Source organism: Streptomyces sp. KM273126 (assembly GCF_004337435.2).
In the GTDB taxonomy this organism is placed as follows: Bacteria; Actinomycetota; Actinomycetes; order Streptomycetales; family Streptomycetaceae; genus Streptomyces; species Streptomyces acidicola.
Window position 1 is genome coordinate 1,320,004 of sequence record NZ_SJXB02000002.1, and the last position, 17,963, is coordinate 1,337,966.

The 17,963-nt window shown below is 72.9% G+C and carries 16 protein-coding genes and 1 pseudogene; 8 read left to right on the forward strand and 9 right to left on the reverse strand.

What is annotated here, in order from left to right; translation table 11 throughout:
* Window positions 1–3 precede the first annotated feature (3 nt).
* Together E0500_RS36425 and E0500_RS36430 are read right to left on the reverse strand one after the other, a co-directional pair.
* Window positions 4–771 carry a glycerophosphodiester phosphodiesterase gene (locus E0500_RS36425; protein WP_131562350.1) on the reverse strand — a complete coding sequence of 256 codons (768 nt, stop codon included), beginning with the start codon at window positions 769–771 and terminating at the stop codon, window positions 4–6.
* Window positions 768–1,469, reverse strand: coding sequence for a YitT family protein (locus E0500_RS36430; RefSeq protein WP_131562352.1), 702 nt, complete (start codon window positions 1,467–1,469; stop codon window positions 768–770). The genes E0500_RS36425 and E0500_RS36430 overlap by 4 nt, the downstream gene beginning before the upstream one ends.
* Before the next feature lie 64 nt (window positions 1,470–1,533).
* Here E0500_RS36430 and E0500_RS36435 point away from each other — a divergent pair, with 64 nt between their 5' ends.
* The gene (locus tag E0500_RS36435) at window positions 1,534–3,045 is read left to right on the forward strand and encodes a PLP-dependent aminotransferase family protein (RefSeq protein ID WP_131562354.1); all 1,512 of its coding nucleotides are present in this window, start codon (window positions 1,534–1,536) and stop codon (window positions 3,043–3,045) included.
* A gap of 9 nt (window positions 3,046–3,054) precedes the next feature.
* Here E0500_RS36435 and E0500_RS36440 read toward each other — a convergent pair whose 3' ends face one another.
* On the reverse strand, window positions 3,055–4,692 hold the full coding sequence (locus E0500_RS36440) for a hypothetical protein (RefSeq protein ID WP_309505277.1): 1,638 nt from the start codon (window positions 4,690–4,692) through the stop codon (window positions 3,055–3,057).
* A gap of 37 nt (window positions 4,693–4,729) precedes the next feature.
* Window positions 4,730–4,924 (reverse strand): hypothetical protein, encoded by a 195-nt coding sequence (locus E0500_RS36445; protein WP_131562356.1) that lies wholly within the window; start codon window positions 4,922–4,924, stop codon window positions 4,730–4,732.
* Window positions 4,925–5,251: 327 nt separating this feature from the next.
* Between E0500_RS36445 and E0500_RS36450 the strand changes: the two genes are divergently transcribed.
* From E0500_RS36450 to E0500_RS36470, 5 genes and pseudogenes are all read left to right on the forward strand, one after another.
* Window positions 5,252–5,644, forward strand: coding sequence for an ankyrin repeat domain-containing protein (locus E0500_RS36450; RefSeq protein WP_131562358.1), 393 nt, complete (start codon window positions 5,252–5,254; stop codon window positions 5,642–5,644).
* A gap of 301 nt (window positions 5,645–5,945) precedes the next feature.
* Window positions 5,946–7,363, forward strand: a pseudogene (locus tag E0500_RS36455) (HEAT repeat domain-containing protein).
* Window positions 7,364–7,571: 208 nt separating this feature from the next.
* Window positions 7,572–8,696 carry a glycosyltransferase family 1 protein gene (locus E0500_RS36460; RefSeq protein WP_131562362.1) on the forward strand — a complete coding sequence of 375 codons (1,125 nt, stop codon included), beginning with the start codon at window positions 7,572–7,574 and terminating at the stop codon, window positions 8,694–8,696.
* Window positions 8,693–9,886: a glycosyltransferase gene (locus E0500_RS36465; protein WP_131562364.1), complete on the forward strand. Its 1,194-nt coding sequence runs from the start codon at window positions 8,693–8,695 to the stop codon at window positions 9,884–9,886. Before E0500_RS36460 ends, E0500_RS36465 begins: the two co-directional genes overlap by 4 nt.
* Window positions 9,883–10,728, forward strand: a complete 846-nt coding sequence (locus tag E0500_RS36470; RefSeq protein ID WP_131562366.1) for an SGNH/GDSL hydrolase family protein — start codon at window positions 9,883–9,885, stop codon at window positions 10,726–10,728. The genes E0500_RS36465 and E0500_RS36470 overlap by 4 nt, the downstream gene beginning before the upstream one ends.
* A 17-nt stretch (window positions 10,729–10,745) precedes the next feature.
* Here the strand turns inward: E0500_RS36470 and E0500_RS36475 are convergent, their stop codons facing one another.
* Genes E0500_RS36475 through E0500_RS36495 form a run of 5 tightly spaced genes read right to left on the reverse strand, consistent with a single transcriptional unit; the run spans window position 10,746 to window position 15,249 of the window.
* The gene (locus tag E0500_RS36475; RefSeq protein WP_131562368.1) at window positions 10,746–11,618 is read right to left on the reverse strand and encodes a biotin-dependent carboxyltransferase family protein; all 873 of its coding nucleotides are present in this window, start codon (window positions 11,616–11,618) and stop codon (window positions 10,746–10,748) included.
* Window positions 11,615–12,289, reverse strand: a complete 675-nt coding sequence (locus E0500_RS36480; protein WP_131562370.1) for an allophanate hydrolase subunit 1 — start codon at window positions 12,287–12,289, stop codon at window positions 11,615–11,617. The genes E0500_RS36475 and E0500_RS36480 overlap by 4 nt, the downstream gene beginning before the upstream one ends.
* The gene (locus E0500_RS36485; RefSeq protein WP_131562372.1) at window positions 12,286–13,044 is read right to left on the reverse strand and encodes a LamB/YcsF family protein; all 759 of its coding nucleotides are present in this window, start codon (window positions 13,042–13,044) and stop codon (window positions 12,286–12,288) included. The genes E0500_RS36480 and E0500_RS36485 overlap by 4 nt, the downstream gene beginning before the upstream one ends.
* 37 nt (window positions 13,045–13,081) lie before the next feature.
* Window positions 13,082–13,933, reverse strand: coding sequence for a putative hydro-lyase (locus E0500_RS36490; protein WP_131562374.1), 852 nt, complete (start codon window positions 13,931–13,933; stop codon window positions 13,082–13,084).
* Entirely contained in the window at window positions 13,930–15,249 is a 1,320-nt protein-coding gene (locus E0500_RS36495) for an MFS transporter (RefSeq protein WP_181587349.1), read from the reverse strand. Before E0500_RS36495 ends, E0500_RS36490 begins: the two co-directional genes overlap by 4 nt.
* A 189-nt stretch (window positions 15,250–15,438) precedes the next feature.
* Between E0500_RS36495 and E0500_RS36500 the strand changes: the two genes are divergently transcribed.
* Together E0500_RS36500 and E0500_RS36505 are read left to right on the forward strand one after the other, a co-directional pair.
* Window positions 15,439–16,143, forward strand: a complete 705-nt coding sequence (locus E0500_RS36500; RefSeq protein ID WP_131562378.1) for a GntR family transcriptional regulator — start codon at window positions 15,439–15,441, stop codon at window positions 16,141–16,143.
* Between the two features lie 185 nt (window positions 16,144–16,328).
* A complete protein-coding gene (locus E0500_RS36505; protein WP_131562380.1) occupies window positions 16,329–17,855 on the forward strand; it encodes a hypothetical protein in 1,527 nt (508 codons plus the stop codon).
* Window positions 17,856–17,963: the final 108 nt, after the last annotated feature.

The window sequence follows — 17,963 nt, forward strand, 5'->3', positions numbered from 1 at the left end:
GGCTCAGACCCAGACCCCCCGGTCCTCCAGGACCTTGCGCAGCGTGTCGATGTGATCGGTCATGATGCCATCCACGCCGAGGTCCAGGAGCCGGTGCATGCTGTGCGGTTCGTTCACGGTCCACACATGGACGTGAAGTCCGCGTGCGTGGGCGGCGCGCACGAACCGGCGGTCGACCACGGGGATGCCCGACTGGGACTCGGGCACCTGCGCGGCGACCGCCGAGGGGCGCAGGGCGGCCGGCATGCCCCAGGAGCGCAGCCGGAGTCCGAGGACGCCCCGGGTGCCGTACGAGGTGGCCAGGCGAGGGCCGGCCAGGCGCTGGGCGCGGGCGACGCGCGCCTCGGAGAACGAGCCGACGCAGACGCGGTCCCAGGCGTCGGTGTGGGCGATGAGGTCCAGCAGGGGACCGAGGGTCGGCTCCGCCTTCATGTCGACGTTCCAGCGCACCTCGGGGAACGTTTCGAGCAGCTCCTCGAAGAGGGGCACCGGTTCGACGCCCGCCACGCGCGCGTGCCGCACGTCCTGCCAGGGCAGGTCCGCGATCCGGCCCGCGCCGTCGGTCACCCGGTCCAGGGTCGCGTCATGGAAGGCGACGAGCCGCCCGTCGGCCGTGGCGTGCACATCGGTCTCGATGTACCGGTAGCCCGCCTCGACCGCGCGCCGGAACTGGGCCACGGTGTTCTCCAGCCCGTCCGCCGCCCCGCCCCGGTGGGCGAACGCTATGGGGCCGGGATGGTCGAGGTACGGGTGGCGTGTCGGCGTGTTCACCTGGGAAGTATCGCTCGCGCGGATGGACCGGTGGCAACGACTGTGCTGCCGGATGCCGTGGGGACGGCGAACACCCGCAGGAACAGCTGGGACAGTGGGCCGATGGACAGCGCGTAGAGGATCGTGCCGACGCCGACCGTGCCTCCGAGGACGAAGCCGGTCACGAGGACCGCCGCCTCGATCGCCGTGCGGATCAGCCGGATCGAGCGGCCGGTGCGCTGGTGCAGACCTGTCATCAGGCCGTCGCGCGGGCCGGGCCCGAAGCGTGCCGCGATGTAGAGACCGGTCGCGACACCGTTCAGGAGTATGCCGCCGGCGAGCAGAGGAACCCGTGCGGTCAGGGTGTGCGCGTCGGGCATCGCCGCGAGAGTGGCGTCCAGCGCGAGGCCGACCAGGAGGAAGTTGGAGATCGTGCCGAGCCCCGGCCGCTGGCGCAGTGGGATCCACAGGAGCAGCACCACCGCGCCCATGATGATCACGATCGTGCCGATCGACAGCCCGGTGAGTTCGGACAGCCCCTGGTCCAGCACGATCCAGGGCGCCAGGCCCAGGTCCGCCTTCACCAGAAGTGCCACGGACGCGCCGTACAGCACGAGACCTGCGTACAGCTGGATCAACCGTCGCCCGAGGTGGCGCCGCGTGGACGGGTCATTGGACAAGACGTTCCCCCCTGATGTGGTGGCAGTGGCCTGGCACATGACACCCTGTGGCTTGGCAGGACATGCCATCCATGGCCAATTCGGGGAAGGTGGACTGAAAACCATGGCTCAGTGGACTTCGGCAGTGGGTGCGGCCCAGCTCGCGCGGCTGCTCACCTCCCAGCAGGAACGCCCGGCAGGTCCGGGCACCCGCCGACCGCCCGCCTATCGCGCGCTCGCCGACGGCATCCGGCTGCTGGTGCTGGAGGGCCGCGTGCCGGTCGCGGCCCGGCTGCCCGCCGAGCGGGAGCTCGCGCTGTCCCTGTCCGTCAGCCGCACCACGGTCGCGGCGGCCTACGAGGCCCTGCGCACCGAGGGTTTTCTGGAGTCCCGCAGGGGCGCGGGCAGCTGGACCGCCGTGCCCGCCGGGAACCCGCTCCCCGCGCGCGGGCTGGAGCCCCTGCCGCCGGAGGCGCTCGGCTCGGTGATCGACCTGGGCTGTGCGGCCCTGCCCGCGCCCGAGCCATGGCTCACCCGGGCCGTGCAGGGCGCCCTGGAGGAGCTGCCCCCGTACGCTCACACGCACGGCGACTACCCGGCCGGGGTGCCCGCGCTGCGCGCGATGCTCGCCGAGCGGTACACCGCGCGCGGGATCCCCACCATGCCCGAGCAGATCATGGTCACCACCGGCGCGATGGGTGCCATCGACGCCATCTGTCACCTCTTCGCCGGGCGCGGCGAACGCATCGCCGTGGAGTCGCCCTCGTACGCCAACATCCTCCAGTTGATGCGCGAGGCGGGTGCCCGGCTGGTGCCGGTCGCGATGGCCGAAGGACTCGACGGGTGGGACCTGGACCGCTGGCGGCAGGTGCTGCGGGACGCGGCGCCCCGGCTCGCGTACGTCGTCGCCGACTTCCACAACCCGACGGGCGCGCTCGCCGGCGAGGACCAGCGGCGACGGCTCGTGGACGCGGCCCGGGCCGCGGGGACCGTGCTCGTCGTCGACGAGACGATGAGCGAGCTGCATCTGGACCCGGACCTCGACGGTGCCGCCGCGATGCCGCGGCCGGTCTGCGGCTTCGACCCGGCGGGCTCGACCGTGATAACAGTCGGCTCGGCGAGCAAGGCGTTCTGGGCGGGCATGCGCATCGGCTGGGTGCGTGCCGCGCCCGACGTCGTCCGCAGCCTCGTCGCGGCCCGCGCGTACGCCGATCTCGGCACCCCCGTGCTGGAGCAGCTGGCCGTGAACTGGCTGATGAGCACCGGGGGCTGGGAGGACGCCCTGGAGGTCCGGCGCGACCAGGCCCGGCAGAACCGGGACGCGCTCGTCGCCGCCGTACGCCGGGAACTGCCGGGCTGGGAGTTCGAGGTGCCGCGGGGCGGGCTCACCCTGTGGGTGCGTACCGGGGGGCTGTCGGGCTCGCGGCTGGCCGAGGCCGGGGAGCGGGTCGGGGTGCGTGTGCCGTCGGGGCCGAGGTTCGGCGTCGACGGGGCCTTCGAGGGGTATGTGCGGCTGCCGTTCACCGTGGGCGGTGCGGTGGCGGACGAGGCCGCCGTGCGGCTCGCGGCGGCGGCGCGGCTGGTGGAGACGGGCGCGGGCGGGGGCACGGAAGCGCCGCGCACGTTCGTGGCCTGACCCGGTGGGTCAGCCCTCGGCGGCCACCGCCGCTTTGGCCGGCATCACGTCCTTGTCCATCCGTACCGGTCCGGTCTCCGCCGGAACCGGGTCGACCTCGGCCGGCACCCCGTCGGCCTGCGCCGGCACCTCGTCCCCCGGAGCGGTCCGGACCGGAAGCAGGTCCAGCACCCCCTGACGGAGGCTCTCGGTCGTGGCGTCGTCGTACGGGTCCGGGGTGGCCGGGATCTGCAGGCGGTGGACCGGGCCCGCGCCCAGGCGGGCGTAGCCACGGCCGGGCGGGATGTCCGGGGTGGGCGTGGTGCGCGGGCGCGCGCCCAGGACCCTCTCCAGTTGCTCCGGGGAGGCGGAGCCGAGCAACACGCGCGCGCGTGTGTGCTGCAGTACCGCGTCGGAGAGGGTGTCGAGACCGTCGAACTGTTCGGCCACGACGATCGTCACGTTCGCCGGGCGCCCGTGGCGCAGCGGCACCTGCAGCAGGGACTGCGGGTCCTGGCCGCCGTCCGCGGCGGCCACGTGGCCCAGCGCGCTCGGGCGGTCCAGCAGGATCCACAGGGGGCGCCTGGTGTCGTCCGGCGGCGGGTGGCCCGCCTGGCGGGCGCGGTTCGCGGCGATCAGCCGGCGCTCCGTCTCGTGCGCCGCCCACTCCAGGCTGGCCCGTGCCCCGGCGAGCCCGCACTCGACGGCCAGCATGCCGTCCCGGCCGGTCAGGCACGCGTACTCGTCGGTGCCGCTGCCCTCGACGATCAGGACGTCGCCGTACTGCAGGGCCTGGATCGCGAGGGAGCGGAGCAGCGTGGTCGTCCCGCTGCCCGGCTCGCCCACCGCCAGCAGATGCGGTTCCGTGGAGCGGGTGCCCGTGCGCCAGACGACCGGAGGGACGTCGCGCTGCTCCTCGCGGTGTTCCACGGGCAGGGTGCGCTGGACATGGGTCGGGTCGGTGAAGCCGAGAACCAGCTCGCCCGGTGCCGTGACGAAGCGCTGGGCGGCGATGTCGGTGGGAAGCGGCGCCAGAACCGTGACCGTGAGCTGGTTGCCCTCCTCGTCCCAGTCGAACAGGTACTCGCGGCCGCGGCCCGACTTGGAGTGCACCACCCGCTCGATCCGCGCGCGGGACAAGGCCTCGCCGTCCGTGAAGTACGCCGGGTAGTGGATCTCCAGCCGCTGGACGCGCCCGGAGTCGTCGAAGCCGTACTCCGTGAACGCCTTCTGCCAGTCGCCGCCGTGGGCGTAGAGGGGGTCGGGGTCCTCGGCGGCGGCGAAATACGGCACGAGGGCCTCGTACAGCGATTGGAGGCGCTGCTTCTGCGCCTCGTCGGGGCCCGTGGGCGCCCCTGCACCCTCCCGGCCCTGCCAGGCTGCCGCCGCCATCAGTCCGATGACGGCGAGCAGCGGTCCGTACGGCACCAGGGCCACCACCAGCACCATCGACGCCACCAGAAGGAACAGCGATCCTCGTTTGTCCTTCGGGGTGTCGGCCCACTGGCGTCGCCCGGCGGCCGCCAGGCGACGCATCCCACGGGTGATCGTGATCAGCGGGTGGAGGACGTCGGTGGCACCGTCGGCCGCCGTCTTTGCCAGCTCCCGGCTGCGGGCGAGGTGCACACTGCCGTTGCTCAGGATGCGGGGGAGGGGGCGGCGGGCCACTGAGGTCTCCTTGAGGTGCGTACGGGCGGGAGTGGGATCAGAACTTGATGCCGCCTAGGAGGCTCGCGAGGCTCTCGCCCCCTGCCTCGATGCTCGGGGCGATGCCCGTGCTGGCGAGGTAGAAGCCGAACAGCGTGGCCACGATGGCGTGTGAGGCCTTGAGGCCGTCCTTGCGGAAGAAGAGGAAGACGATGACGCCGAGCAGGACGACGCCTGAGATGGACAGGATCATGAGTGCTCTCCTGGTCGAGGGGGACAGTCACCATGAGTTCTTCCATCGTCACAAGATGTATCTATACGATAAAAGGCGCGAATGGGTGAATCGCGGGCCTTTTCGCTCGGCTGGTGGAGCCGCTGCTGAGCTGTCCGAGGCGGGACGTTGCGCCTGACGGGGTCTGCTGTGAACTTTGCCTCGGGCGGCTCGGCTCATGTGTGCGCGGAGCCCAGTACTCTGGCGATTCACCCGTACGGCGGCACTGACCTGCCGTCGTACGCTCCCGAAGTCGTCCCCAGAGCCCTCCGGGCTCGTACGCGCTCGCTGTGAGAGGCGGTCCGTCCCATGAGTGAAGCCCCCGACCCCGAGGTCGTGGAGCTCGCGACGAAGATCTTCGACCTGGCACGCCGGGGCGAGACCGAGGCGCTCGTGGCGTACGTGGACGCGGGCGTTCCGGCCAACCTCACCAACGACCGCGGCGACTCGCTCGTGATGCTCGCCGCCTATCACGGTCACGCCGAGGCGGTGCGCGCCCTCCTGGCGCGCGGCGCCGAGGCCGACCACGTCAACGACCGAGGCCAGACACCGCTCGCGGGGGCGGTTTTCAAGGGCGAGGAGGCGGTCATCCGGGTGCTTCTGGAGGGCGGCGCCGACCCGCTCGCGGGGACCCCGTCAGCCGTCGACACGGCGCGGATGTTCGAGAGGAAAGAACTGCTCGAACTGTTTGGCGCACACTGATCCGACCGTTCTGACCAGGCAGGACACGGAAGACGGGGGAGGCGGTACGGGGCCGCCGGAAATTTCGGTCGCGGCAGGAAGAACCAGCGAGTCATCATGACGTCGTGATTCACGGACACGATGGCTGGGCAGGTGTTGCCGCACCGCGTGGGCCGTGATGCGGTCCGCATGGGCCACCGACGAGAGGCAGAGGAAGATGGTCTACAGCAAGCAAGAGACGGCGGGCGCTCCGACGTGTTGTCACGCGGCCAGGTAGTGCGGATTCCCGGTTGCGTCGACGCTTGATGTGAGGCTGTTTCCCATGTTCGAACCGGTCATAGCGCCCAGCGGTACGCTGCTCGGCCTGCTCCAGCGGGGCCGCGGCGACGGTACGCTGCACGCGCTCACCGCCCCGCGGGCCGAAGCGCTCGCGGCACTGAACCACTGTGTGCTGAGCGACCCCGCCACGACTGGCAGGTGGAGAACCGCTCCCTGTACTACGCCCGTCTCTACCTCGACCTGCACGGCGAGCTGGACGCGATCGAGCGGCACCTCTTCGACGCCGAGGATGTGCTCGACACCTGCGAGTCGCGCACCGGACTCGCCCTCGCGGTCCTCGGGCACCTCGCCTCGTACGGCAGGCGGGACGCCCTCCTCCTGTTGCGCAGGTACGCCGCCTCCGGCACCAACTGGGCCTGGGCCCTCGACGAGCTGGCCCTCAGAGACGACGACGCCGGCCTGCGTGCCCTCGCCGCACCCGTGCTGGCGCGCTTCGCCACCGACCCCGAGGGCGAGGCCGAACTCGCGGCGACCGTCCGCGACGCCTTCGAGCCGCGGCCCTGGCGGCTGTGGGCCGAGGATCCCCGCGCATCGATCGCCACGCGCGTGCGTACCGCCCAGGAAACCGGCTGCTTCGACCGGTGGCAGCGCCAGATGCGGCCGTCGGGGCCCCGTCCGGGATGGAGTGTGCGGGCCGTCTTCGAGTGGGCCCAGCAGGGCATCGAGCGTGGCGCCGCACTCCATGTGCCGGCCGCCCGCTGCCTCACGGCCGTCGCGGGTCCCGAGGACCGTCCCGAGATCCTCGAAGCCGCCCGCGCCGGCAGTGACGGCGCGCGCAGCACGGCCCTGCGCTACCTGGCCGACAGCAACGATCCCGACGCCCTCGACCTGATCGAGGGCGCCGTGGCCGACGGTTCGGCGGCCGTCGTGGACGCGGCCGTGGACGCCTTCGAACGGATGCGCAGCGTCGCCGCCGTCGACCGGGCGCGCCGCTGGGTGCACCGGCCCGACGTGCTGGGCGCCGCCGCCGGACGCACCCTCGCCTGCCGGGGCGGGGCAAAGGACAGCGACCTGGTCCTAGGTGCGCTCCGGGAGGCCGTGCGAGGCGAAGGACCCGACGCGCCCACGCTGTGGACCCTCGTCGACGGCACCGGGCGGCTCGGCATCGTGTGCGCGGCCCCCGTCCTGCGCCACATCTACCGGGAGACCGCCTCCTCCCACCTCCGCGGCCGGGCCGCCCGAGCCCTCGCCGCCACCGACCCCTCCTTCCCGGCCGGCTTCGCCGTCGAGTGCCTGTGGGACTGCGAGGAGTCCACCCGCGAGATCGCCGCCCGGCACGCCGAGACCGGAGACGCACGCGTCGTCGAACAGCTGCGTCGGCTCGCCGCCGATCCCGCCGAGGAGGCGGAGGTCCAGACAGCCGTACGGAGCCGGATCGGACCGGACGCACCCGCCGTGTGAACACCTGGAACGCCCGCCGTGCGAACACGCGGGACACCCCGCCACGCGAACGACCGTGTGAACGTTTGAACAACTGTATGAACGGCGGGTGACCTGGGGGAAAGGCCCGAGGAGCCGGAAGGGAGCGGTGCGGAACGCTCACGCGTCGTTCCCCGCCCGGAAAGATCCACGTTGACGCGGCCACGTCCAACGCGAGGACAACACGGGTATGCGTGTCGTCATCGTGACCGAGTCCTTTCCCCCCGATGTGAACGGCGTGGCCCACTGTGCCCTCCAGACGGCGCGGCACCTCGCCGCGCGCGGTCACGCCCCGCTCGTCGTGGCCCCGGCCACCGCAGCTGGGACCGAGACCGACGCCCAGGCGCCGTGCCCCGTCGTCCGCGTCCCGTCCCTTCCGCTCCCGGGCTACCCCCAGGTCCGCGTCGCCCTCCCCAGCCGGCGTGTCGCCTCGGCGATCACCGAGCACCGCGCCGACCTCGTGCACCTGGCCAGCCCCTTCGTCCTCGGCGTACGCGGCATGGCCGCCGCCGCCCGGCTCGGCATCCCCGCCGTGGCCGTCTACCAGACCGACCTCGCGGGATACGCCCGCACCTACGTCCACGCGGGCGAGGGAGCCGCCTGGCGGCGGATCCGCTCCGTGCACGCCGCCGCCGACCTCACCCTCGCTCCGTCCAGCGTTGCCCTCCAGGACCTGGAGGCGCACGGCATACCCCGGGTCAAGCTGTGGCCGCGCGGCGTGGACACCGTCCGCTTCCGCCCCGACCACCGCGACGAGGACCTGCGCCGCGAACTGGCACCGAACGGCGAGCTGATCGTCGGCTACGTCGGCCGGCTCGCCCCCGAGAAGCAGGTGGAGCTGCTGGCCGGCGCCTGCCGCCTCGACGGGGTACGGGTCGTCGTCGTGGGCGACGGGCCCAGCGAGCCCGGCCTGCGCGAGGCCCTGCCCGGTGCCGTCTTCCTGGGCCGCCGCACCGGCCACGACCTCGCCCGGATCTTCGCCTCGCTGGACGTCTTCGCGCACACCGGGCCCTTCGAGACCTTCTGCCAGACCGTCCAGGAGGCCATGGCGAGCGGGGTGCCCGTCATCGCGCCCGCCGCCGGCGGCCCGCTGGACCTGGTGGCGCACGAGCGGACGGGCCTGCTGGTCCCGCCGCGCGACGCGAACGCCGTACGCGACGCCGTACGGACCCTGGCCGACGATCCCGCGCTGCGGGCCGCGTACGGCGCGTCGGGGCGGACGATGGTCGAGGGCCGCACCTGGGAGGCGGTCGGTGACCAGCTGATCGGGCACTACGCCGACGTGCTGTCCGCCCGGACGGTGGTCGCGGCATGAGCGACTCGCTGCGCATCGTCCGGCTGGCGAACTTCGTCGCCCCCGCCTCGGGCGGCCTGCGCACCGCGCTGCGCGAACTGGGCAAGGGCTTCAAGGAGGCCGGACACGAGCCCGTCCTCATCGTGCCCGGCGACCGCCACACCGACCGCGAGACCGACCAGGGACGCGTCATCACGCTGCCCGGACCGCTGCTGCCCGGCACCGGCGGCTACCGCGTCCTCGCGGACAAGCGACGCGTGGCCCGGCTCCTGGAGTCGCTCGCACCCGACCGCCTGGAGGTCTCCGACCGGACCACCCTGCGGTGGACGGGCGCCTGGGCACGCCGGGCCAGGGTGCCCGCCATGATGGTCTCCCACGAGACCGCCGACGGGGTACTGCGGACCTGGGGCCTGTCCGAGGAGATGTCCCGGCGTGCCGCCGATGCCCTCAACGTCCGTACGGCCCACAGCTACTCGAAGGTCGTGTGCACCACCGAGTTCGCCGAGCGCGAGTTCGTGCGGATCGGGGCGCGCAACGTCGTACGGGCTCCGCTGGGCGTCGACCTGGTGGGACGGCACCCCGCGCTGCGGGACCCGGGGCTGCGGGCCCGGCACGCGCGCGAGGGGGACGTGCTGCTGGTGATGTGCTCCCGGCTGTCCGTCGAGAAGCGGCCCGGTACGGCGATCGACGCGCTGGAGGCGCTGCTGCGGCGCGGAAGGCGCGCGGTCCTGGTCGTCGCCGGGGACGGGCCCCTGCGGGCCCGCCTCGAACAGCGGGCCCAGGGGCTCCCGGTGACCTTCCTGGGGCACGTGACCGACCGTGGGATGCTGGGCGCCCTGCAGGCCTCCGCCGACGTGTGTCTGGCTCCCGGGCCCGCGGAGACGTTCGGGCTCGCGGCGCTGGAGGCGATGGCCTGCGGCACGCCCGTGGTGGCCAGCGCCTCGTCCGCGCTCCCGGAGGTCGTCGGCTCTGCCGGGGCCACGGCGGCCGACAACGGGAGGTCGTTCGCCGACGCCGTGGAGTCGCTCCTCGCACGCCAGGAGCACGAGCGCAGGGAGGCGGCACGCGCGCGTGCGGAGTGTTTCGGGTGGACGACCGCGGTGGAGGCGTTCCTCGCGGCACACGACGCGGCCGTGCGACGTCGTCCCGCCCGGGAGGGCGCCGACCCGGTCAGGGAGGGCGTCGATCCGCTCCGGGAGGGAGTCGTATGAGACCCCTGCGGTTCGTGGCTCTCGGCGACTCGCTGACCGAGGGCGTCGGAGACCCCGCCGGAGACGGCTGGCGCGGCTGGGCCGCCCTCCTCGCCGACGGGCTCGACCCGGCCGTGGACTTCACCAACCTCGCGGTCAGCGGTGCCCAGACGCGCGACGTCCTGGAGCGCCAGACCCCCGCCGCGCTCGCCCTGCGACCGGACGTGGTCTCCATCGTCATCGGCGTCAACGACACCCTGCGCTGCACCTTCGACATCCACGCCGTCGCCGCCCGCCTCGACAAGGCGTACGCGGCCTTCCGCGCCCAGGGCACCGGCCTGCTCACCGCCTGTCTGCCCGACCCCGGGTCGATGCTCGGTCTGCCCGGCTCCCTGGCCCGCCCGCTCGCCCGACGGCAGCGCGCGGTCAACACCGTGGTCCACGCCCTGTCGGAGCGGTACGAGGCGGTGCATCTGCACGCCTGTGAGGGCGCGTGGCTGATGGACCGCGCCATGTGGAGCGCGGACCGGCTGCACCCCAGCGAGCGCGGGCACCGGCAGCTCGCCGTCCGTTTCCACGCCCTGCTCGCCGAGGCGGGCATCGCGACGGGCACTGAGCCGTCCGCCGAGCCCGAGTTCCCCGTACCCACCCGGTCGGCGAGCCTGTTGTGGCTGGCCACGAAGGGAAGCGCCTGGGTGGCCCGGCGGTGCACCGATCTGCTGCCGCAGCTCCTTGCCCTCGCCATGGCCGAGATCCGCCACAAGGCCCGCGGCACCAGTGGCCGGCTGGACCTCAGCGCCTCCGCCGCGGTGGCGTCGGCGCTGGCCGCGCTGACGGTGGGGGAGCAACCCGAGGCGGCGTGACCCCACGCGTGCGCGACTCAGGCCCGCCGGCGCACAGCGACGAAGCGCACCGGGGTGCCCGGCGCCGCCTGGGCCGTCGCGGGCAGGTCCGCCGGGTGGACGACCGCGATCACCGGATAGCCCCCGGTGGTCGGGTGGTCGGCGAGGAACACGACCGGGCGGCCGTCCGGCGGGACCTGCACCGCGCCCAGGACCATGCCTTCGCTGGGGAGTTCGCCCGTGACCGCCCGCCCCAGGGCGGGGCCCTCCGTGCGCAGGCCGATGCGGTTGCTCGCGGTGGACACCGTGTACGGGTGCGTGGTGAAGGCCCGGACGGCCGCCGCGGTGAACCAGTCGTCGCGCGGGCCCAACGTCACGCGCAGGATGAGCTCGGCGGGTGGCGCCGGGTGCGGAACGACATCCACGCGCGCGCGTGCCCTCACCGGCGGCCCCAGGGGCAGCACCGTGCCGGCGGCCAGCGGAGCCGGGCCCAGCCCCGACAGCAGGTCCGTCGAGCGACTGCCCAGCACGGGCTCCACGGCCACGCCACCGGAGACCGCGAGATAGCTGCGCACTCCGGAGCGGGCGGGCCCGATGTCCAGCAGCGCCCCTCCGGGGACTCGCAGGGGGGCTCCCCAGGCCGCCGGGCGCCCGTCCACGGTGACCGCGCAGGGGGCGCCCCCGACGGCCACGGTGACCGTCGAACGCGCCCGTACGGCACACCCGTTGAGCGTGGTCTCCAGGACGGCGGCCTCCGGGGCGTTGCCCACGAGCCGGTTGACCAGCGCGGCGGCGGGCGCGTCCAGCGCTCCCGAGCGCGGCACGCCGAGATGGGCGTGGCCGGGCCGCCCCAGGTCCTGGACGGTGGTGAGGGCCCCGGCCCGCACGACGGCGAGGGCACGGTCGGTCATGCGGAGTTCACCGCACTGGTCGTACCTGCCGTGCTCGTCGCGCTCGCCGTTCTTGTCGTTCTCGTCTTTCCGGCCGGGACGAAACGCACGCGCGTACCCGGTGACAGCAGAGCAGCCGGCACGCGCGCGTGGTCCCACAAAACCGCGTCCGTCGTACCGATCAGCTGCCAGCCGCCGGGGGAGGAGCGCGGGTACACGCCCGTGTACGGCCCCGCCAGGGCGACCGACCCCGGCGGCACGGCCGTCCGCGGCGTCGCCCGGCGCGGCACCTCGCGGGGCAGGCCCGTGAGGTAGCCGAAGCCCGGAGCGAAACCGCAGAAGGCCACCCGGAACTCGGCCGCCGCGTGCATGCGGGCCACCTCGGACTCGGACACGTCCCAGTGCGCGGCGACGTCGGCGAGGTCGGGGCCGTCGTACCGCACGGGGATCTCGACCACGTCCTCCGCGCGCGGGGGCACGGGCGGCACCTCCCAGGAGGCGAGCCGCTCGGCGAGGCGGGACGGGGAGTCCAGACCGTCCAGGAGGACCGTACGGGCCGCCGGGACGATCTCGGCCACCGCCAGCTCGCCCGCGGCGCGGCGGCGCAGCAGTTCGGCGTGCAGGGCCTGTGCCTCCTCGCCCGTCCCCACCTCGATCAGGAGCGCGCGGTCCCCGGCCGGCAGCGCCCTCATGCGAACGCCTCCACCCGGACGCCCGCGGACTCCAGCTCGTCCCGGACCCGGCGGGCGAGCCCCACCGCGCCCGGCGTGTCGCCGTGCAGGCACAGCGAGCGGGCGCGGACCATGACGAGCTCCCCGGAGTGCGAGGTGACCGTCCCGGAGCGCGCCAGCCCCACCGACCGCTCGACCACGGCGTCTGCGTCGGAGATCACGGCACCGTCCCGGCCGCGCGGCACCAGCGTGCCCTCGTCGGTGTACGCGCGGTCCGCGAACGCCTCGGTGACCACCGGCAGCCCGGCCTGCTCGGCCAGCTTGAGCAAGCGCGAGCCGGGCAGCCCCAGCACGGGCAGCGCGGCGTCCGCGAGCCGTACGCCCTCGACGACCGCCCCGGCCTGCTCCTCGTCGTGCACGACGCGGTTGTAGAGCGCGCCGTGCGGCTTCACGTACGCCACACGCGCACCCGCCGCACGCGCGAAGACCTCCAACGCACCGATCTGGTACGCCACTTCGGCCGCCAGCTCGGCGGGCGGCACGTCCATCGCGCGCCGCCCGAAACCGGCCAGGTCCCGGTACGAGACCTGCGCGCCGATCCGTACACCGCGCCCGGCCGCCAGTTCGCACACCCGCCGCATGGTGGCCGCGTCCCCGGCGTGGAAGCCGCAGGCCACGTTGGCACTGGTGACGACGGACAGGAGCTGTTCGTCGTCGGTGAGCCGCCAGCGGCCGAAGCCCTCGCCGAGATCGGCGTTCAGATCGATCGAGGTCATGGATCCTTCGTGTCTCCTTCTCAGGCCACGTGGTTTCTCAGGCCACGCGGTACTGCTCGTCGCGGGCGTCGGTGACGAACATCTGCCCCGGCGCGTGGGTGATGGCGAACGGCGGGCGGGAGGCCATCACCGCGGCCTGCGGGGTGACTCCACAGGCCCAGAACACCGGGATGTCGTCGGGTTCGGCGTCCACCGGGTCGCCGAAGTCGGGGCGGCCGAGGTCCTCGATGCCCAGGCCCGAGGGATCGCCGCAGTGTACGGGGCTGCCGTGCACCGCGGGGAGCAGTCCGCTCTCCCGCAGGGCGGTCGCCAGGTGCTCCGGCGGCACGGGGCGCATGGACACCACCATGGGGCCGCGCAGCCTCCCCGCCGGCCGGCACTGGCGACTGGTCACGTACATCGGCACGTTGCGGCCCTGCTCGATGTGGCGGATGGGGACGCCCGCCTCGGCCAGCGCCCACTCGAAGGTGAAGCTGCAGCCGATCAGGAACGACACCAGGTCGCCCCGCCAGTGCGCGCGCACGTCCGTCGGCTCGTCCACCAGTTCGCCGTCCTGCCACACCCGGTAGCGCGGCAGATCGGTGCGCAGATCCGCCCCGTCCGCGAGGACAGTGGTCCAGGAGCCGGCTTCCGTGACGTCGAGAACCGGGCAGGGCTTGGGGTTGAGCGTGCAGAACAGGAGCATGTCGTACGCCCAGTCGGCGGGCACCGAGATCAGATTGACCTGCGTGTGGCCCGCCGCGATGCCGGCGGTCGGGCCCGTGAGCCCTTCCCGGAAGCGGGCCCGGGCGCTTTTCGGGCTCCACGCGTGCGCGTGCTCGTCGACGAGGGTCAGCGGCCGGTCCTCTGCCGCAGTGACCGTCGCAGAGCGCTCTTCCGTGCCGTTCACACGAGCTCCTTCCCACGCGTCTCCGGAAGCCCCAGCAGCGCGACTGCCGCCAGGCCGTAACCGATCGCGCCGAAGACCAGCGCGCCGCCCACACCCCAGCTGTCGGCCAGGAAGCCCACCGTGGTGGGGAAGACGGCGCCCACGGCGCGGCCGGTGTTGTACGTGAAGCCCTGCCCCGTGCCGCGCACGGCCGACGGGTACAGCTCGCTCAGGAACGAGCCGAAGCCGCTGAAGATCGCCGACATGCAGAACCCGAGCGGGAAACCGAGCACCAGGAGCAGGGTGTTGGCGCCGCTGGGGATGTTCGCGTACGCCAGGATGCACAGGGCCGACAGGACCGCGAACAGCCAGATGTTCCGTCGGCGGCCCAGCCGGTCGGTGAGATAGCCACCCGTGAGGTAGCCGATGAAGGCCCCTGAGATCAGGAACGCCAGGTAGCCGCCGGTGCCGACGACGGACAGGTCGCGTTCCGTCTTCAGATACGTGGGCACCCAGGTGGCCAGCGTGTAGTAGCCGCCCTGGACACCGGTGGACAGCAGTACGGCGAAGACCGTGGAGCGCAGCAGGCCCGGACCGTCCGCCGTGCCCGGCTTGAAGATCGCCGCGAACGAGCCCTTCTCACTGCTCCTCTCGCGTGCGGCCTTCGCCTCGGGGGCGTCCTTGACCTGGCGCCGCACCCAGACGACGAGCAGCGCGGGCAGCGCTCCGGTCCAGAACATCACGCGCCAGGCGATGTCGTCGTCCAGGAACTGGAAGACCAGCGTGTACACGATCACGGCGAGGCCCCAGCCGACAGCCCAGGAACTCTGGATCGCACCGAGCGTCCGCCCCCGGTGCTTGGCGCTCGCGTACTCGGCGACCAGGATCGCGCCGACCGCCCACTCGCCGCCGAAGCCGAGCCCCTGGAGGGCCCGGAAGACGAGCAGCGTCTCGTAGTTGGGCGCGAAGCCGCAGGCCACCGTGAACACCGCGTAGGTGGCCACGGTGATCATCAGGGCCTTCACACGACCGATCCGGTCCGCGAGCACCCCCGCGGCCGCCCCGCCGATCGCCGAGACGACCAGGGTGACCGTGGTGAACAGGCCCGTCTGGCCGCTGTCCAGGCCGAAGTAGGCCGCGAGCGCCACCATGCTCAGCGGCAGCGTGAAGTAGTCGTACGAGTCGAGGGCATAGCCGCCGAACGCGCCCGCGAAGGCACGGCGGCCGCGCGGGCCGAGCGCCCGCAGCCACGCGAACGCGCCGTCATCGGCGCCGGTCTCACCCGCTTTCGGGTGAGTGTCGCCCGTCAGGGACTGAGGGGGAGGAGTCGTGCTCATGGGCACCTCGCAATGAGGGACGGAGGGTGCGTGAGGAGTCGTGCCGTGCCGTGCCGTGCGGGAGCGATGGGCGCCGTAGCGGTGCGTTCGGCGCCCATCGAGGTGCGTTCCCAGCAAGGTAGAGGATCGTTGAACGATCCCTCAATACCCGTGTTGTTTCGTTCATGTATCTGCGATTGAATCCGGGACATGGCAGAACTGACGGGACTGGCCGACGACCGTGCGCTGTTGGGCCGTACCAGCACCGCCGAGCGGGTTTCGGACATCCTCCGGAGCCGTATAGCCGAGGGGTTCTTCCCGCCCGGGACGCGGCTGTCCGAGGACGGCATCGGCGGCGCGCTCGGGGTCTCCCGCAACACGCTCCGCGAGGCGTTCCGCCTGCTCACCCACGAACGGCTGCTGGTGCACGAGCTCAACCGCGGCGTCTTCGTCCGGGTCCTGACCGTCGAGGACGTCGAGGACATCTACCGCGTCCGGAGTATCGTCGAGTGCGCCGTCGTCCGCGGTCTCGGCGCACCGCCGTACGCCGTGGAGGGGCCGGCCAACGCCGTCGCGGACGGGCAGAGGGCGGCACACGAGGGTGACTGGAAAGGGGTGTCCACCGCCAACATCCACTTCCACCGGGAGCTGGTCGCCCTCGCCGGCAGCGAACGCACCGACGAACTCATGCGCAGCGTCTTCGCCGAACTCCGGCTGGCCTTCCACGTGGTGGACGACCCGCGCCGACTCCACGAGCCGTACCTGGCGCGTAACAGGCAGATCCTCCAGACCCTCCAGGCGGGTGAGCGCGACGAGGCCGAAAATCTCCTCGCGGTGTACCTCGACGACTCACGCAAGGGGCTGGTCGAGGTGTACGGGCGGAGGGTGGCGGACGGAGCACAGGGGATCGGATGAACGTGGTCGGATGAACGTGGGGGGGCGTGTCGGAAAGGGGCGCGGCGCGGTGTCGATGTGCGGCTCCGCCGCGTGGGCGCGATTGACCGCCGACGGCCCGCACCCTGACGACAAACCCGCAGTTCCCCGGCTTTCCCAGCAGAGCGTTTCCGTTGTTGTCAGACCCAGGACCTAGTCTGTGCACCGTGACTTCGCCTGCATCGACGGACCGTGTTCCGCCCCAGCTCAGCGCGGGGCCGCGCCCCGCTCCGGGCCCGGCCGCCGACGAGGGACTGGCGCGGCGGCTGCGCGCGCTCGCCTGCACCGCGCCGCTGCACGACCTCGACGCGCGCAAGGCCGGCCTCGCCGGTGAGTACTCGGTGTACGGCATGGCGGAGGTCGCCCTCGCCGCCATCGACCTGGTCACGCTGAACATGGACTTCGACACGGGCGCGGACCACGACCAGATCGTCGCCCGCCTCATCCCGCGCATCGCCGCCCAGGCCCCGCAGCGCCCCGTCACCGAGCACGAGCGCGTCGCCCGCTGGGTCCTGGAGAACCTGATCAACGTGGGCAGCGTGGACCGCGGATTCCGGGCCGTGTACGGCACGTTCGCACCCGACGGCACGTATGTGCGCCGCGACTACGACTTCAAGCTGATCGAGGAGGTCCCCGGCTACGGGGGCGGTGTCTACCTCCGTACCACCGACGAAGCCGTCAACGTCCTCGTCGGCGCCCTCGACACCGACGTCACCAGCGCGCAGATCGCCGCCGAGGTCAAGCTGGAGGTCCTGATCAACCGCGGCCGCCTCGCCGACGCCCAGCTCGCCGCCGAGCAGGCCCGCTACCGGACCGTGCAGTACTCGGAGACCCTGCGCAGGGCACTGGACGCCACACGGCGCAACGTACGCGCGGTCGACTGGCTCCAGACCGTCCCGGACATGATCGCCGAGGCCCTCGACCACGTGGCCGACCGCTACCGCCACGAGAACGCGATCCTCACCAACATCCGCAAGGCCCGCGACGAGACCGAGGACCCCGAGCACAAGCGGCGCGCCGCCGAGCTCGTCGACATCGTGAAGGACTGCATCCGCCGTCATACGCAGTTGCAGTCCCGCCTGCTGGAAGCCGGCCCGCTCTTCCGCGCCGAACAGGACCGGCAGGCCTTCGCCACGCCCCTGACCACGTCGGGGATAGACCTGTACGGGCACCTGGTCGCACCCGTCCTGCCGCTCCCGCTGGAGCATGCGGTCCGCGTCACGGACGCGTTCTTCGCGCGCGGCACGGGATTCCGTACGCGGGCCTCCGTACGCCTCACGGACCTCGTCGATCTGCTGCTGACCCCGCCGGTGGAGCGGGAGCACCTCGGTGCGGAGATGCCCGAGCCCGACCTCATCGCCACGCCGGACGACAGCCGGTTCAGCGAGGAGCAGCTGGCAGCGGCCATGGAGCTGCTCGACCTGCCCGCGGATGCGCCCCGGCGGCTGTCCGGGCTCCTGCTGGACGCGCGCCGCCAGGATCCCGAACTGCCTTATCTGGTCGCTCTGCTGGCCGTGCACGCGGCCAGCCCGCCAGTCGGTACCGCGTATAGGCAGGGCGAGGAGAAGCTGCTGTTCGCCGTGGACGACGGAACCGAGCTGGACGACCCCGAGTTCGGCGGGGCGGATCTGATCGTGGGGACGGCTCTGCTGGACGCGGTGGGGATGGCGGCGGACAGGACGGAGGCAGCGTGAACGCTCCGCTGAGAGGGCCGGGGTGGAGCGGGACGTTCTCTGGCCGCGGGTTGACCGTGGTCGCTCGCGCCCACGCGGCGGAGCCGCATATGTCACAGCCCCGCGCCC